This is a genomic window from Pseudomonas shirazica (assembly GCF_015168335.1).
GTDB lineage: Bacteria > Pseudomonadota > Gammaproteobacteria > Pseudomonadales > Pseudomonadaceae > Aquipseudomonas > Aquipseudomonas asiatica.
In genome coordinates this window covers 3,244,578-3,261,209 of sequence record NZ_CP063456.1, presented here as the reverse complement: position 1 = coordinate 3,261,209, position 16,632 = coordinate 3,244,578, and the positions used below count along the sequence as shown (strand labels likewise).

Below are 16,632 nucleotides of genomic sequence, written 5' to 3'. Positions count from 1 at the left end.
CGGTGCTTGGAAATACAAGCGCTGGGCTTTTTCGTTTCCGCAGGTTTTGCCGAAGGCTCTGTTCGGTCACCTGGCCGTTCCAAGCATCTCGTTCAGCAAGCGGGCCAGTTCATCGGCCTGTACCGGCTTCTGGATCACCAGGCTGCCCGGCAACTCCAGTCCCTGCAACTCTGCATAACCGGTAAGAAGCACCACCGGCAGGTGCGGGTAGCGCTCGCGCGCCGCCAGGGCCAGTTGCGCACCGTTGAACTCGGGCATGGCGAAATCGCTCAGTAGCAGGTCGATCTGCTCATCCAGCAAGGCCAAAGCCTGTTCGCCACTGTGCGCCTGGCGTACCTGGTAGCCGTACTGGCGCAACACATCACCAAGCATGTCGCGTACCAGATGGTCGTCATCCACCAGCAGCACGGTGCGATTACAACCGCTTTCGCTAGTCGAGTGGCTGAGCAGCGACGGCATCGGTTCGTTGACGGCTTCACCCTTGACTGCCGGCAGATACACGGCCACCTGCGTACCACGCCCCGGCGTGGTGTCGATGCGCACGCCACCCCCGGACTGTTTGGCGAAGCCGAATACCTGGGCCAGGCCCAGGCCCGAACCCTTGCCGATATCCTTGGTGGTGAAGAACGGTTCGAACACCTTGGCCAACACCTCTTCGCTCATGCCGCAGCCGGTATCGCGGATACTCAGCATCACGTACTCGCCAGGGTCCGGGTCTTCCGGGCGCTGTGGACGTGCGTCGATCCGGGTGTTGCGGGTCGACAGCGTCAGCTGGCCACCGTCGGGCATGGCATCGCGGGCATTGATCGCCAGGTTGAGAATGATCATTTCGGTCTGGGTCGGGTCGGTCAGGGCCTGCCACAAGGTTGGTTCCAGGTCCAGGCGCACCGAGACATTGCCGCCCAAGGTGCGGCGCAGCAACTCTTCCAGCCCGGCCAGGGTGCGGTTGAGGTTCAGCGCCACCGGCTCCAGGCGCTGGCGGCGGGAGAAAGCCAGCAACTGCGAGGTCAGCTTGGCGCCGCGCTCGCCGGCTTCGCGGATGTGCTTGAGCCGCGCACTGGCCTTTTCCAGGTCGGCTTTGGCCAGGTCGCGCTCAAGGAAGCTGGCGCCGGTGAGGATTACCGTCAGCAGGTTGTTGAAGTCGTGAGCCACACCGGCGGTAAGCTGGCCGACCGCTTCCAGGCGCTGCATCTGCTGCAGCGCGGCCTCGATGCGTTCGCGTTCGGCGATCTGCTCGCGCAGGCGGGCGTTGGCTTCGGCCAGGCCCAGGGCGGCTTCGCGCTCGCTGGTGATGTCGCGTGCCACCACGTACAGCAGGGTGTCTTCCGGCACCACCACCCAAGACAACCAGCGCTGCTGACCACCGGCATCCAGGATACGCCCGACAAAGCGGGCGCTGGTGCGACCATGGGCGAGGGCGGCCAGTTCGGTGAGCATCAGTTCCTGGTCATGCTCGGGCAGCAGGTGCAGCAAGGACGACTGGCTCAGACGTTCTCGGGACAAGCCCAGGCTGGCTTCCCAGGCGGGGTTCAGCGCGACTGGGGTCAGGTCCTTGTTGAGCACGGCCAGCAAGTCTTGCGACAGCTCCCAGGCACGGTCGCGTTCGCGGGTGCGGCGCTCGACCCTTTCCCCCAGCATTTCGTTGAGCTGGCGCAGTGCCTGGGTGGCCAGGCGTTGGGTGTGGATGTCCTGCAACACCCCGGAAAAGCGCACGCACTGGTCGTTGACGAACCGGCTCTGGCCGCTGCTGAGCAACCAGCGCGGTTCCAGGCCGTCGGGTTGGGCGATGCGGAATTCGACCCGATACAGGCCGCCACCTTCCGGGCACATGGCCTGTTCCACCGCCTCGCGCACCTGCGGCAGGTCGTCGGGGTAGATGCCGGCGTAAAACACCTCGAGGCTCATTTCAGTATCGGTGGGTAGACCGAACAGGGTCTTGCAGCGGTCATCCCACAACAACAGGCCTTCCTGCGGGCGCATGTCCCATGTGCCCATGCCGGCAGCGTCGATGGCAATGCGTGCACGTGCCTCGACGTCTGCCAGGGCCTCTTCGGCGCGGCGCCGGCGCTGGCGCTCCTGCACTTCGGTCAGGGCCCGGCGCACGGCCTTGGGCAGCAGAGGCAGGTTCTTCTTCAGCACATAGTCGGTGGCGCCCAGGCGGATCATTTCCACCGCATGTTCTTCGCCATAGATACCAGACAGGAAAATGAACGGAATGTCGGGTGCCAGGCGCTGGGCGATGGCCAGCACATCGGTGCCGGACGAGCCCGGCAGCACGCAGTCGCACAAGATCAGGTCGAAGTGGGCCTCGCTCAGGGCTTGCTCGACACCGGCATGGTCGAACACCAGCTGCGCCTGCACCTGCAACCCGCTGCGTTCCAGGCGCATCAGGGTCAGCTCGGCGTCCATCGAGTTGTCTTCGACCATCAGCAGTTTCAGCGGCGTTGGCTGCATCGTCGCGGGCACCTCAGATGCTGCCACGCCGGTTCAGGCGCAGCGAGCCGGGCGGTGGTTCGTTGAGTACCGCCCAGAATATCCCCAGGTCGGAAATGGCGGCGACGAATTCCTTGAACTCCACCGGCTTGACCACGTACGCGTTCACCCCCAGCTCGTACGCGCGCAGCAGGTCGGGCTCCTCGCGCGAGGACGTCAGCATCACCGTCGGGATACTGCGCAGCTCGGCGGTGGCGCGCACTTCCTTCAGCACCTCCAGGCCGTCGACCTTTGGCAGTTTCAGGTCCAGCAGCAACACGGCGGGGTTGCCATCGTCACGTTCGGCATAGGCATTGCGCCGAAGCAGGTAGTCGAGTGCCTCGGCACCGTCACGCAGCACGATGACCTCGTTGGCCAACTGGCTGCGCTCCAGCGCCAGGAGCGTCAGCTCCAGGTCCCGTGGGTTGTCTTCGACCAGCAGGATGGGTTTGAGCATGATGGTAGCGGTGCCTCAGGTAGTTGCGGGATGGCGCGGGAGGGTGAAGTGGAAGGTTGCACCCTGGCCAACCTTGCCATGGGCCCAGACCCGGCCGTCATGGCGTTCGATGATGCGACGCACGCTGGCCAGGCCGATCCCGGTGCCTTCGAAGTCTTCCATGCGGTGCAGGCGCTGGAACACGCCGAACAGTTTGTTGGCGTAGGCCATGTCGAAGCCCACGCCGTTGTCGCGAATACAGATCTCGGTTTCGCCCGGATGTTGCACGGCGCTGATGCCGATGCGCGCCGGTGTGCGCCCACGTGTGTATTTGATGGCGTTGGCCAGCAGGTTGTGCAAGGCCATGTTGATGAACGCCGGGTCACCGACCACCTTGGGCAGTTGGGCGATGTCCCAGACAATTTCGCGGTTTTGGTAGTCGGGCGCCAGTTCGCTGCGAATGGCCTCGACCAGGGCGTTGAGGTCGACCTCGGACAGGCGCAGGGCCGAGCGGCCCATTTGCGAGAAGTTGAGCAGGTTGTCGACCAGGCTTCCGGCAAAATGCGCGGCTTCCTCGATGTGCTGCAAAAAACGCCTGCCGCGCTCGCTGAGGCTCTGGCCCTCGATTTCGCCGAGCAGTTCGGAGTAGCCGGCAATATGGCGCAGGGGGGCGCGCAGGTCATGGGACACGCTGTAGGAAAACGCTTCGAGCTCCTTGTTCGAGCGGCGCAGCTCCCCAGCCAGCTGCGCCAGTTCCTCGGCCTTGCGCAGGACAATGCCGAGCACTGCCGTGCGCAACTCCTGCACGCCTTCGATGACCAGCGGGTGCCAGGGTTCACAGTAGCCGCGCAGTTTTTCCTGCCAGCTTTCGAAACTGTGCCGCGGGTCGAGGTTGCCCTGCGGCCCGACCTGTTTGTTCGGCTGCCCGGCCCAGTTCACCGTGCGCACCTGCTCGGGACGGAACCACAGCAGGTAGTGCGAGTGGATCTGCGAAATGGCCACTGCCAGCACACCGCCTGCATGGGCCGCGAGCTCGGGCAGTTCATCGATGTCGCGGCACAGGTTGTCGCTGTGGAACACGCTGTCTTCGCCACGCTGGGAGAGCCAGTGCACCAGGGCGTTTACCTGCGCGGCCGGAGGGGTCTTGCCGATCAGGTCGCAACGTTCGGCGGATATGACCGCGGCACCTTGGGCGCCGGCGAAGGCCAGCAGTACTTCGGGCAAGTCGCGCAGGCCGTCGCCGACACTGTCATGGTCGGCCATGGACGAGATCATGCGCACGATGTGCTGGCGCAGCTCCAGCAACTGGCGAGTGTTGGCGTGGGACTCGCGCGACTCGATCTGCAGCGACAGCACACTGGCCAGCAGTTCGCAGGCGGTACGGGTGCGCAGGTCCACCGGGCGTGGCTGTTCGTGGTGACAGGACACCAGCCCCCAGAGTTGCCCGTCGACCACGATCGACAGCGACATCGATGCCAGGGTACCCATGTTGCGCATGTACTGCAGGTGCACTGGCGACACGCTGCGCAGCGCGGCAAAGCTCAGGTCCAGCGGCTTGCCGGTGCGTGGGTTGGCAGCGGGCAGCAACGGCGAGGCCTGGTAGTTGGCATCCTCGATCACGCGGATGCGGTTGATTCGGTACAGCTCGCGCGCCTGGCGCGGTATGTCCGAAGCGGGGAAACACAGGCCCAGGTAGCTCGGGTAGCCCGGGTCGGCCACCTCGGCCAACACCTGGCCGTTGCCTTCGGCATCGAAGCGATAGGCCTTGACCCGGCCAAAGCCGGTGATGCGCTTGAGCTGCAGCACTGCTTGCTGCAGCAGTTCCTCGAGGCTGCCGGCCTGGTGCAGGCGGCCCACGAAGCTGCGCACCAGCGGGTAGTAGTCGCCTTGCCCGACAAGATCGGCCGGCAGGCGAGGGGGTTCGAATTCGGCGATCAGCACCTGGTCGTGACGATGGACCAGCAGGTGCAGGTTGCCACGATATGGAGCGTCCTGGCGCAGGTGCACATCGCTGATGTGGAACGGAAAGACCTCGTCCTGCGGCAGGCGGGCCAGGTGCAGGCGCAAGTCGAAGGCACCGCTGACCAGTTCGGCGAACTCGCGACCTATCAGTTCACTGGCCGGTATGCCCAGCCAATGCTCGACATTTTCACTGGCCTGGAGTACCCGCATGTCGGTTTCGTCCAGCACCAGCAGAAAACCGTGGGGCTGGATGCTGCCAGGTAGCTGGATCGGCTCCTGGGCGCAGCGCTCGAGGGCTTGGGTGAGCGTGCTGTCTGCAATCATCTATGAAAACGCTCCTGTCGTGTCCTTCCATGCATGCCGCATGAGTCTAGGCAGGATGAAAGGGATACACCCTAACAGAATATCGGTCCGGATAACGGCCTTTGGCCATTTGAGGAGAATGTCGGCGATGCGTTCTGTGTCGTGCGGCTTTTTTTTAGTGGTAGCGCTTTTTGGCTAATACAAAAAAATGGCTCGATGCCAGCATCGTGATGCCACCTCGCTGCTACGCTCAAGGCAGCAGATATCGACAAGGATAATAAGGTGAAGGAGCGCTACCTGGCCGCCCTGTTGGGCCTTATGTTGAGCAGCAGCGCCATGGCGGCGGACTTCCTGGTGGAGGTACGGGTGCTGGTGCAGCGTGGCTGCATGCTGGTCAACCAGCCCCGCGATGCTGGGGCGCAGGCGCTGGGGCGCATCGATCTGGGTGCTGCTGCACGGCTGGATGGCCCTGGTGCGCCGCTCACCGGCGCGCTGCTGAGCCAGCGCCCGCCACGCCTGGAATGCAATCCCCACACCCCCTATCAGGTCCGCGTCGATGGTGGGCAGCATGGCGGCGTCGGCGAGTTGCGCTTTCTGGCCAGTGACGATGACACGGCCCGGCTCATCCCGTATCGCCTCTACCGCGACGCTGCCTGGCGCGAGCCGCTGGCGGTGAATGTGGCGCACTCGGCGCGGGTGCCGGACAGCGGCTCGGTCGAGCTGCCGTTGTACGCACGGATCGACAAGCTGGCCTGGGTACCGCCTGCAGGCCTGTACGCCGATCTGCTCAAAGTCACGGTCACCTGGTAGGGATGCAACCATGCTCAAGGACGCGACGCCATGAACCGCACCTCGATCCTGCTGCTTTCCCTGGGCCCGTTGCTGGTGCCCGGTGGAGCCGCGCATGGCACCAGCACCGGTTTCATCCAGGCGCGGCTGGTGATCAGCACCGCTTGCCAGATCAGCAGCAACGAGACGCAACCGGCAACGGTGGGTAACCCCGGCGTGATGGACTTCGGCGAGCGCGGACCGAACTGGGACCAGCCGCTGCGCAGCCGGGTTGATGATGTGAGCGGCGAAGGCAGCCTGCAGATCAGTTGTACGCCCGAGGTGCGGGCGTTCAACGTGCGCATCAACGGCGGCCTGAATGGCAGTGACGGCATACGGCGGCTGAGCAACGGCCGCGAGCTGATCCCCTACCAACTGGCGATCGACCCAGGTGGTAACAGCCGCTACGGCATCGGCCAGGCGCGTGCCTTCACCATCAGCAGTACCCGGCAGATCCCGATCCCCATCTACGGTGTGGTAATGGCGCAACCGCGTGCGCTGCCAGCCGGCCTGTACCGTGACACCCTGAGGGTGACCCTGGACTGGTAATGACACAAGGAGACTTCGATGCGAACGAACCTTTCACGCTGCATCCTCGCCGGTCTGGGGCTGATGCTGACTTACCAGGCGCAGGCCGCCACCACCGGGACTATCGAGTCGACGCTGACCTTGACCGCAGCGTGTCAGGTCAACGGCAGCTCAGCCACATCGGGGACCGACTTCGGTACCTTGGACTTCGGCACTCACGATGCCTTGTTCAACACCGCCGACGGCCAGGTAATCGGCGGCGGCGGTGGGGCGATCAGCATTCTCTGTTCGGCTGGCACGGTACCAGTCATCCGCGTGGGTGCAGGTTCCCACGATGGCCAGTCGGCCGGGGGCAGCCGTGCGCTGGCGGATGGCGTCGGCAACTTCGTGCCGTACGACTTCTACACCGATGCCGGGCGTACGCAGGTGTTGGCCATCAACGGCACCATCACCTTGCCGCTCAGCAGTGGTGTGGCCCAGACCGTCAACCTGTATGGCCAGGCGCGCGGCAAGGTCGGCCTGCCGGCGGGGGAGTACACCGACACAGTGTCCGTCGAGCTGTCGTTCTGAACCATGCGCAGCTGGCTGGCGGGCGGCCTGAGCGGCCTCGGCGTGCTGCTGGCCGCGCCTCTGGATGCGGCGACCACCAGCAGCTTCCAGGTGACGGCGCAGATCGTCGCCGGGTGCCTGGTGGTGGGCGGCGTGACCAGCTACGGGACGCTCGACTACGGCTCGCAGTCGGCACTGGCCACCGGAACTCTCGGCACCTCGTTGGGCGGTACCACGGTGACCTTCCAGTGCACCCCGGGCGTGGCCTTGAGCATGAGCGTGGATGGCGGGCAGAACAGTGCCAGTGGCACACGCAACCTCAAACGCACGGGCGGCACGCAGGTGCTGGCCTACCAGTTGTACCGGGACGCGGCATACAGCCAGAGCCTGGGGATCGGCCAGAGCGTGGCCGTGGGCTATACCGACCCGACGGCGATCAAGCTGCCGGTGTACGGGCGGGTTCAGCTGACCGGCACGATGCCGGCGGGGACTTACACCGATGTGGTGCAAGTGACGGTGACCTGGTGAATGCATCGGCACCAATGACCAGTATCCAAGGAGAGCTTCATGGGGGCAGGCGCGAAGTGGGCGCGAGGATTGATCGGGGTATCGTGGCTGGCGAGCCTGCCAGCCTGGGCGGCCACCTCGGTGCTGATCTGGCCGATCGACCCGGTGTTGGAGGCTGACCAGAAGGCTGGCGCACTGTGGCTGGAAAACCGCGGAACCGCACCGGCCAACCTGCAGGTGCGGGTGTTCGCCTGGCGCCAAGGTGATTACCAGGAACAGTATCAGGCACAGCGCGAGATCATTGGCAGCCCGCCGGTGGCCAACGTCGCCCCCGGGCAGAAGCAATTGATCCGCCTGACCCGCACCGGCCCCTCGCCAGTCGGCCAGGAGCAGGCCTACCGCATCATCATCGACGAAATCCCGCCCGCCATCCCGGTCGACAAGGCCGAGCCCGGCACCACCGCGGCGATCCGCCTGCAGATGCGCTACTCGGTACCCCTGTTCGTATACGGCGAAGGCCTGTGGGGCAAGGCAGGCCCTGAGGGCAAGCGCAATGCCGAGGGCGTCGGCAAGCCGCAACTCAGCTGGCGCGCGGTGACCGTGCAGGGCAAGCCGTACGTGGAACTGCGCAACACCGGCCCGGTGCATGCACGCCTGACTGATGTGGTGGTGCAGCAGGGCAGCCAGAGCAAACCACTGACCGATGGCTTGCTGGGTTATGTGCTGCCGGGGGCCAGCATGCGCTGGCCGGCACCGCTAACACCGAGTGCCGGCAGTGTGCTGAAGGGGAGGGTAAACGGCCAGAGCAGCGCGGACGCTATCCGCCAAAGCCAATGAGCCTGCGCCTGAATGCCGCGCAGAGGCCGTGGAGAACCCGGCAATGGTTGGAAACCATGTGTGATGTGGCTGACCCACCGTTGGTGCCTGGGGCTCGCCCTGGTCGGCCCTGGCCTGGTGCTGGCCGACGACCTGCCGCCACCACCTACGGAGATGTCCGCTATCGCCGATGCCACGTTGTACCTCGAGTTGCTGGTGAACCAGGTGCCCAGGGCTGAGCTGGTACCGGTGCAGCAGCGCGCCGGGCAGTTGTACCTGGACAGCGAGGTGTTGCGGGCGGCCGGCGTCTCGCTGCCAGGCAACCCGCAGGGCGAGGTGGCCCTGGAGGCCATCGTGGGGATGCATGCCGACTACGACAGCCAGAACCAGCGCCTGCTGCTGCAAGTGCCGCCGGCCTGGCTGCCCGACCAGCAGCTGGGCGACCGCAACCTGTACCCGGCCAGCGATGCGCGCAGTAGTTTCGGCGCCTTGTTCAACTACGACCTGTACCTGAACGACACCGATGACGGCGGCAGCTACCTGGCGGCCTGGAACGAACTGCGTCTGTTCGACAGCTGGGGTACGTTCTCCAGCACCGGGCAATGGCGCCAGTCGTTCAATGGTGCGCCGACCGACGACACGCGCCAGGGCTTCTTGCGCTACGACACCACCTGGCGTTTCACCGACGAGCAGCGCCTGCTGACCTACGAAGCCGGTGACCTGGTGACCGGGGCCTTGCCCTGGACCAGCTCGGTGCGGGTCGGTGGCCTGCAGTTGTCGCGCGATTTCGCTGCGCGCCCCGACCTGGTCACCTATCCGCTGCCGGCGTTCTCCGGTGAAGCGGCGGTACCGACCTCGCTGGACCTGTTCATCAATGGCTACAAGTCCAGCACCAGCGAATTGCAGCCGGGCCCCTACACCTTGACCAACGTGCCGTTCATCAACGGCGCCGGGGAGGCGGTGGTGGTCACCACCGATGCCCTTGGCCGGCAGGTGTCGACCACCTTGCCGTTCTACGTCACCAGCAGCCTGCTGCAGCAGGGCCTGGCGGATTATTCGGTAGCGGCCGGCAGCCTGCGGCGTGACTACGGGGTGCGCGATTTTGCCTACGGCCCCGGGGTCGCATCGGCCAGCCTGCGCTACGGGGTCAGCGACATCTTCACCCTGGAAACCCATGCCGAAAGCGCCGAATCGCTGATGCTGGGAGGCCTGGGTGGCAACATGCGGCTGGGCAACTTCGGTGTGCTCAATGCGGCGCTGGCGCAGAGCCGGTTCGACGGCGACAAGGGCCACCAGGTCGCCCTCGGCTACCAGTACAATAGCCAGCGCATCGGCTTCAGCTACCAGCGCCTGCAACGCCATGGCGACTATGCCGACCTGACCCGGGTCGACAGCCGGGACATACAGCTGAGCCAGCGCAGCGAGCAGGTCACGCTGAGCCTGAACCTGAACGAATACGGCAACATCGGCGCCGGCTATTTCGATGTGCGCGCCGGCGACGGCACACGTACCCGGCTGATCAACCTGAGCTACAGCAGGCCGCTGTGGGGCAACAGCAGCGTTTATCTGTCGGCCAACCGTGAAGTGGGGGACAGCCAGTGGGCAGTGCAGGCGCAACTGGTGATCCCGTTCGACCTGCACGGCACCCTGGCCCTGGGCATGGAGCGCAGCCAGCAAGGCGAAACCCTGCAGCGGGTCAACTACAGCCGCGCGACGCCGGTGGGGGGCGGTGTCGGTTACAACCTGGGCTACGCCACCGGTAGCGAGCGCGACGCCTACCGCCAGGCCGATGTCACCTGGCGCCTGCAGTCGGTGCAGTTGCAGGCCGGTTTGTATGGCAGCAGTGGAGAGATGACCCGCTGGGCCGACGCCAGTGGCTCGCTGGTTTGGATGGATGCCGGGCTGTTCGCTGCCAACCGTATCGACGATGCCTTCGTGTTAGTCAGCACCAGTGGTTACGCCGACGTGCCGGTGCGCTATGAAAACCAGGAGGTCGGCCGTACCGATGCCGATGGTCACCTGCTGGTGCCGTACAGCAGCGGTTACTACCGCGGCAAGTACGAGATCGACCCCATGGGCTTGCCGCCGGACATCCTCGCGCCGGAAGTGGAACAGCGGGTGGCGGTGCGCCGAGGCAGCGGCTACTTGCTGGAGTTCCCGCTCAGGCGCGTGCTGGCGGCCAGCGTCGAACTGGTGGACACCGAACAGCAGGCACTCAAGCTGGGCAGCCGTGTCACCCATGCAGAAAGTGGCAGCCAGGCGGTGGTCGGTTGGGATGGCCTGGTTTATCTGGAGAACCTGACGCCGCATAACCGACTGCAGGTTGAGTTGGAGGGGGGCGGGCATTGCCAGGTGGCGTTCGACCTGCCTGAGTCGCAAGGCTCGATCCCGTTGATTGGCCCGTTGGTGTGCAAGTGAAGGCCTGCTGGCGTGGTTTGTGGGCATGCGCCTTGTTGTTGTGGGCGGGCTCGGCCTGGGCCAAGTGCACGTCAGTGTTGACTGCGCCTGCGGCGTTTGGTTCGCTCAACTCGACTCAGGTACGTGGCACGGTCCAGACAGCTTCCAGCACCAACTCTGGCCTGCAGTGCAACGGTTCGGTGATCAGCGTGCTCAGTAGCACCGACTCCTTCAAGATCAAGATCACCTCCACCACCAGCGGCCTGGTAGGGCCTACCGGGGATGTGATCCCCTACACGCTCTATGCCGACGCCACAACCAACTATCCGATCACCCGTGGCACCCCCTTCGAATTCAGGACCACCGGCATCCTCGACTTGCTCGGGTTGCTCAACGGTACACCGAAGAACGTGCCCATCTACATGCGCACGCAGGTGGGCAGCAACGTATCGGCGGGGCTATATCAGGAACTCCTCGATGTCGAGTGGGCCTGGGACTATTGCGACGGGATTGGTGTTGGCGGGCTTTGCATAGGGCGAGACCAGGGCTCCGGTACCAGGACCCTGCTGGTAAGCATGACGGTGACCAACGACTGCCAGATCACCACGCCCAGCATCAACTTCGCCAGCGCGCCGGTGGTGGCGGGGTTCGGCACGGTGAGCCAGAGCCTGAGCGTGTCGTGCACCAAGGGCAGCAACTACACGGTGGGCCTGGATGACGGGCAGAACGTGGCCAATGGTCGACGGCGGATGAAGTCGGCGGCCAACAACTACCTGGCCTATGACATTTTCAAGAGCGCCGGTGCGGTGCGCTGGGGTTCGACAGGGGCTGCGCGACGGGCCAGCGCCGATGCCGATGTGAACCCCGGCACGGGGACCGGCACCGGTAGCCAGGTGTTCAACTACAACGCCAAGGTCTACACCGACCAGGCTACACCACCGGCTGCGACCTATACCGACAGCGTGATTCTGGATGTGCAGTTCTGAGCGCAGGATTGCTATCGGCCGAGGGACCTTGTGGGAGCGGGCGTGTCGAGGCGTCGAACCGCCGCGAACACCGGCGAAGCCGGTGCCATACACCGTATTGGATTCTTCGCGGGCACGCCCGCTCCCACAGGGGACGCGTCAGCCAGGGGCCTCAGCGCAAATCGCCAACCATCTTCGCCAAGGTCTCAAGCACCGCCCCGGCCAACGCCTTCGAACGTGCCCCCGACCACCCGGTGACGGCATCCGGCGCGTCGTCATGGTCCTTGAACGGCATTTCCAGGGTCAGTGACAGGCAGTCATGCGCCATCCCCACCGCATTGCAGGCCAGCGTCGTGTTGGCTTGCCCCGGTTCGTCGCGGGTATAGCCATGCACGGTCTGGAAGTCGCGGGTCAGGCTGCACAGGGTGCTGCGGAACTGCTCCTCCAGTTTGGCCAGACGCGGCGTGTAGCCCGGGTTGCCCTCGCAGGCCGCGGTGAACACATGGGGGATCTCTTCGTCGCCATGCACGTCGATGAACGCATCCACGCCGTGTTGCTTCATCTGTGCCTGGGCGAAGAAGACCTCGGGGCTGAGCTCGACGCTGGCGTCCTGCCAGGCACGGTTGAGGTCCTTGCCCTTGAAGTTGGTGCGCAGGTGGCCGAGGAAGGCACCGTCGGGGTTCATGTTGGGGATCAGGTACAGGTCGGCCTTGGCCAGCAACTGCCGGATCACCTCGTCGTTGGCCTGCAGGCGGTCGATCACGCCCTCCATGAACCATTCGGCCATGTGTTCGCCCGGATGTTGCTGGGCAATCAGCCACAGCTTGCGCTTGCCTGCGGCACCATCACCGGCACGCAGCAGGGGAATGTCGCGGCCCTGTACGCTGCGGCCACTGGCGAGCAATTCCACCCCCGGCAGTTGCCGTGCACGTTCGATCAGCTGGTTGTGACGAGCGCGCGGGTAGGGCTCGAAGTAGGCGAACCAGATGTGCGGCTGTTCGGCCTTTACCTCGAACGACAGCGCCGTGCCGTCGAACTGGCTGGGGACGCGGAACCAGGTTTGCTGGTCGTAGGAGGCCACGGCGTTGTAGCCGCTCCAGGCGTTCTTGTAGGAGGAACCGGAGGCATTGTCGAGGCTGAAGCGATGGACCTGGCCTGGCGTCAGCCCGCTGACCTTGAAGTGGAACCACTGGTAGTGGCCGCTGTGGGTGTCCGGGCGGATAGCCAGGTGCACCCGGGCCGGGTTGCTGGCATCCAGCACCTGAATGTTGCCGGAGTCGAAATCGCAGTCGATCTGCAGGGGGGACAGCGTCACTGTCATGTGCCGGGCTCCTTCTGGGGGCTTTGTTGTGAGGGTACTGTACACGGCTTGACAGGGTTGCTGTGCGAGATCAGGCGACGCGGGGGCGATCTCATATGTTTCCTACAGGCTATTTGAAGAACTGACTCGGCGTGATACCGAACTGGCGCTTGAACATGCTGGCGAAGGCACTGGGGCTGTCATACCCCAGCGTCCCCGCCACATCGATGATCCGCTCGCCCAGGGCGATCCGCTCCAGTGCCTGCATCAGCCGCGCCTGCTGGCGCCACTGGCCGAAGGTCATGCCGGTTTCCTTGCGGAACAGGCGCTGGATGGTCTTTTCGTCCACCCCCAGCTGCTGGCCCCAGTCGGCCACGGTGGCGTTATCGTCAGGCCGCTCGTGCAGCGCGGAGCAGATCGCCTGCAGGCGCTTGTCGCCGGGCTGCGACAGCTTCAGCGGCAAGGTCGGCAGCACGCAGATCTCGTCGAGGATCAGGCGCATCACCCGGGCTTCACGCGAGTCTTCGGCAAACGGCGCGGTAAAGCCTACGGAGGCCTTGATCAGCTCGCTGAGCAATGGCGAGATGCTGATCGCCTTGCTCTGCAGGGGCAACTGCACTGCCGCGTCGGTGCGCACGAACACACTGCGCATTTTCACATCGCCCACGCAGCGTATCGCGTGCACCTGGCCGCAAGGCATCCATACGCCGCGGCTGGGGGGCACGGTCCAGCGTTCGTTACCGGACTCGACGATCATCAGGCCTTTGGTGGCATAGATCAGTTGGTGTTTGGCATGGCTGTGGGGCTCGATGAACCAGTCGGTCGGGTAGTCCGTCGCACGGCTGCCCACCTCCCAGTTCCATTCATCCACCTCCACCAGCAATTCGTGCTGCGGCTTCAGCATTTCGACCTCTTGTACGGGCAGCCTGGCACGCCCACTTTAACAGCAGCGGCTGGGGCGGGCTCGCGAGCGGGTTGCCGGCAGCAGCGCGGTGGCCAGCCCCAGCAGCGGCAGGAACGAGATGATCTGGTACACCCACTCGATGCCATGCCGGTCGGCCAGTTCGCCAAGCCCGGCGGCGCCGATGCCGCTGATACCGAACATCAACCCGAACATCACCCCCGACACCATGCCGACCCGGCCCGGCACGGCCTCCTGGGCATACACCACCAGGGCGGCGAAGGCCGAGGACATCACCAGGCCGATGCCCACCGCCAGTACCGCCGTCCAGGCCAGGTTGGCGTAGGGCAGGGCGAGGGCGAAGGGCGCCACGCCGAGGAACGAGACCCAGATCACCGCCTTGCGCCCGATACGGTCACCCACCGGGCCACCAGCGAAGGTGCCCAGGGCCACGGCCGCGAGGAACACAAACAGGTACAGCTGGCTGTGCTGCACGCTCAGGCCGAAATGCTCGATCAGGTAGAAGGTGAAATAGTTGGTGAACGAGGCGATGTAGACGAACTTGGCGAACATCAGCACGGCGATGACCGCCACGGCGCGCCACATGGCGCCACGCGACAGGCCGGGGGCCTGCTGGCCGGCGAAGGTCTTGAGCCGGGTCTGGCCGTGACGCACGGTCCAGCCGGTCACCCGCAGCAGCACGAATACCGCCAGCGCGGCCGCCAGCATGAACCAGGCGATGGCCGGCTGGCCGTGCGGAATGACGATGGCAGCGGTCAACAGCGGGCCGAGGGCCGAGCCGGTGTTGCCACCGACCTGGAAGGTCGATTGCGCGGTGCCAAAGCGCCCGCCGGAGGCCATCCTGGCCACTCGCGAGGCTTCGGGGTGGAAGGTCGCCGAGCCCACGCCGACCACCGCGGCGGCCACCAGCAGCATTTCATAGCTGCTGGCGAAGGCGAGCAGGGCGATGCCCACCAGCGTCACCAGCATGCCGGCCGGCAGCAGGTAGGGCTGCGGGCGCTTGTCGGTGTACAGGCCGACCCAGGGTTGCAGCAAGGACGCGGTCACCTGGTAGATGAGGGCGATCCAGCCGATCTGGGCAAAGCTGAGTGCGAAATCGCTCTTGAGCATCGGGTAGATGGACGGCAGCACGGCCTGGATCAGGTCGTTGAGCAGGTGGGCGAATGCCGCAGCGCCGACGATGCGGACCAGAAAGCCCTGGGGTTGGTCGGCAGGTGTGGTGGCGGCCATGGAGGCGGTGGAGGTCGTCATGGGCGATCTTCTTCTGGCGAAAGGGAACAAGGCATTTGCCGAAGAAGGGTAGCCAGTGCCCGGTTTGCCTGTCTCACGCCGAACAGGCAGCCACTGTCGCGTTTCGGACATCCGTCAGAGGAACATGCACGATCCCTTGTAGGAGCGGCCTTGTGTCGCGAAAGGGCTGCGAAGCAGCCCCAGAGTTTCAGCGCAGATGCACAAATTGCTGGGGCCGCTTCGCAGCCCTTTCGCGACACAAGGCCGCTCCTACAAGGGCCCGCGCTGGGTGGAAGAAGCCGGTCCCTTTCAGAACGATTGACCCTGCCGCGCCACCCAGCGCAGCAATGCTGCAATCGGTACGCTGCGGTGAGCCTCGTGTCGGTAGGGCTTGCCCTCGGCGGTAAAGCGTTCGCGATAGCGGCTCAGCACCAGGCTCCGGCCATCGGCCGAAACCCGGGCCTCCAGTTCATGCAGCAACAGCGGTTGCCGGGCAGCGCCTTCCAGGCGCCTGAACAGCAGCATGGCGCCTTGGGCATCATTCTTCATGTGCACCCCCTGCGCAATCCACTGGCCAGGTGCCCGGCTCGCCGGCCTTGCCTTCTGCCAGCCGGTTGCTGCGCCGCTGCGCGGTGTAGTCACGCATCGCAACGTAGTAGTCAGGCCAGGTGCGCAGCAGGTCGGTCAGTGGCAGTGCTTCGGCCCGTGCATCGACGATGCCGCCGGCCGTGGCTACGTTGCCCATGGTTTCGACGGTATCGCTGTTGCCACCAAACGGGTCCAGTGCCAGACCCAGCAGCGTGCCGGTAGCATCGCGCAGGTTGTGGGTGCCCAGCAGCGGCAGCTCGACGATGGGGCCAGAGGCGATGTTCCACACCCCGAAAGTCTGGCCAAAGTCCGAGCGATGCTGGCTCAGCCCCATCTTGCCAGACACGTCGACCAGCCCTGCCACACCCAGGGTGGTGTTGAAGATGAAGCGGGAGAGGCTGGTCATCGCCCGTTCGCCATTGCCCTGCAGCAGGTCGTTGACGAACACCTTCGGCTCACCGAAGTTGCTGGCAAAGTTGTGCATGCCCTGCCGGGCAAAACCGGGCAGCGCGGTGTAGCCCCGTGCGACGGGGGCCAGCAGATAGTCGTCGACCGTGCGGTTGAAAGCGAATACGGCGCGGTTGGCGGGCTCCGCCGGGTCACTGACCTGATAGGCGACATTGCCGCAGGCCGCCGTGGCCGGTGCACGTTGGCTGCAGCCTCCCGCCGCAAGCAGCGACAAGGCCAGCGCGGCTGAGCGCGCTGAGCGGGAGGCGGATGATGAACGGGACATAGATACATTCCTGGCAAGAACTGGCAGCGATGCTGCGCAGTTTTCTTTGCCTGGTAATGTCCGGATTGTCTCGGCGTCGACACTTTGTTTCCGGGT

15 protein-coding genes are annotated in these 16,632 nt (G+C 65.0%); 7 read left to right on the top strand and 8 right to left on the bottom strand.

The features are described 5' to 3' along the window. Window positions 1-66: 66 nt before the first annotated feature. From IMX18_RS15055 to IMX18_RS15045, 3 genes are read right to left on the bottom strand one after another with little or no spacing between them, the layout of a single operon-like run. On the bottom strand, window positions 67-2,454 hold the full coding sequence (locus IMX18_RS15055) for a hybrid sensor histidine kinase/response regulator (RefSeq protein WP_054573129.1): 2,388 nt from the start codon (window positions 2,452-2,454) through the stop codon (window positions 67-69). Between the two features lie 13 nt (window positions 2,455-2,467). Next, entirely contained in the window at window positions 2,468-2,929 is a 462-nt protein-coding gene (locus IMX18_RS15050) for a response regulator (RefSeq protein WP_054573130.1), read from the bottom strand. A 15-nt stretch (window positions 2,930-2,944) separates the two neighbouring features. Next, window positions 2,945-5,194, bottom strand: a complete 2,250-nt coding sequence (locus IMX18_RS15045) for an ATP-binding protein (RefSeq protein ID WP_015269731.1) — start codon at window positions 5,192-5,194, stop codon at window positions 2,945-2,947. A 261-nt stretch (window positions 5,195-5,455) separates the two neighbouring features. On the opposite strand from IMX18_RS15045, the gene IMX18_RS15040 reads away from it, so the two are divergent. From IMX18_RS15040 to IMX18_RS15010, 7 genes are all read left to right on the top strand, one after another. Next, complete coding sequence (locus IMX18_RS15040; RefSeq protein ID WP_137137317.1) at window positions 5,456-5,983, top strand: Csu type fimbrial protein; 528 nt, start codon at window positions 5,456-5,458, stop codon at window positions 5,981-5,983. 30 nt (window positions 5,984-6,013) lie between these two features. Further along, window positions 6,014-6,550: a Csu type fimbrial protein gene (locus IMX18_RS15035; RefSeq protein ID WP_054573132.1), complete on the top strand. Its 537-nt coding sequence runs from the start codon at window positions 6,014-6,016 to the stop codon at window positions 6,548-6,550. Window positions 6,551-6,568: 18 nt separating this feature from the next. Continuing rightward, window positions 6,569-7,099, top strand: a complete 531-nt coding sequence (locus IMX18_RS15030; protein ID WP_054573133.1) for a Csu type fimbrial protein — start codon at window positions 6,569-6,571, stop codon at window positions 7,097-7,099. A 3-nt stretch (window positions 7,100-7,102) separates the two neighbouring features. Next, entirely contained in the window at window positions 7,103-7,606 is a 504-nt protein-coding gene (locus IMX18_RS15025) for a Csu type fimbrial protein (RefSeq protein ID WP_054573134.1), read from the top strand. Window positions 7,607-7,645: 39 nt separating this feature from the next. Continuing rightward, window positions 7,646-8,422, top strand: coding sequence for a fimbrial biogenesis chaperone (locus tag IMX18_RS15020; protein WP_054573135.1), 777 nt, complete (start codon window positions 7,646-7,648; stop codon window positions 8,420-8,422). Window positions 8,423-8,485: 63 nt separating this feature from the next. Continuing rightward, window positions 8,486-10,819 (top strand): fimbria/pilus outer membrane usher protein, encoded by a 2,334-nt coding sequence (locus tag IMX18_RS15015; RefSeq protein ID WP_015269736.1) that lies wholly within the window; start codon window positions 8,486-8,488, stop codon window positions 10,817-10,819. Next, the gene (locus tag IMX18_RS15010; protein ID WP_191472937.1) at window positions 10,816-11,784 is read left to right on the top strand and encodes a Csu type fimbrial protein; all 969 of its coding nucleotides are present in this window, start codon (window positions 10,816-10,818) and stop codon (window positions 11,782-11,784) included. Before IMX18_RS15015 ends, IMX18_RS15010 begins: the two co-directional genes overlap by 4 nt. Window positions 11,785-11,935: 151 nt before the next feature. Here IMX18_RS15010 and IMX18_RS15005 read toward each other — a convergent pair whose 3' ends face one another. The 5 genes from IMX18_RS15005 to IMX18_RS14985 form a co-directional block, all read right to left on the bottom strand. Further along, window positions 11,936-13,084, bottom strand: coding sequence for a M14 family metallopeptidase (locus tag IMX18_RS15005; RefSeq protein ID WP_015269738.1), 1,149 nt, complete (start codon window positions 13,082-13,084; stop codon window positions 11,936-11,938). Window positions 13,085-13,193: 109 nt separating this feature from the next. Beyond that, a complete protein-coding gene (locus IMX18_RS15000; RefSeq protein WP_061302721.1) occupies window positions 13,194-13,967 on the bottom strand; it encodes an AraC family transcriptional regulator in 774 nt (257 codons plus the stop codon). A 36-nt stretch (window positions 13,968-14,003) separates the two neighbouring features. Further along, complete coding sequence (locus IMX18_RS14995; RefSeq protein WP_100413128.1) at window positions 14,004-15,236, bottom strand: MFS transporter; 1,233 nt, start codon at window positions 15,234-15,236, stop codon at window positions 14,004-14,006. A gap of 288 nt (window positions 15,237-15,524) precedes the next feature. Next, window positions 15,525-15,764 carry a hypothetical protein gene (locus tag IMX18_RS14990; protein ID WP_061302719.1) on the bottom strand — a complete coding sequence of 80 codons (240 nt, stop codon included), beginning with the start codon at window positions 15,762-15,764 and terminating at the stop codon, window positions 15,525-15,527. Then, window positions 15,754-16,536 carry an MlaA family lipoprotein gene (locus IMX18_RS14985; protein WP_061302716.1) on the bottom strand — a complete coding sequence of 261 codons (783 nt, stop codon included), beginning with the start codon at window positions 16,534-16,536 and terminating at the stop codon, window positions 15,754-15,756. The genes IMX18_RS14990 and IMX18_RS14985 overlap by 11 nt, the downstream gene beginning before the upstream one ends. Window positions 16,537-16,632: the final 96 nt, after the last annotated feature.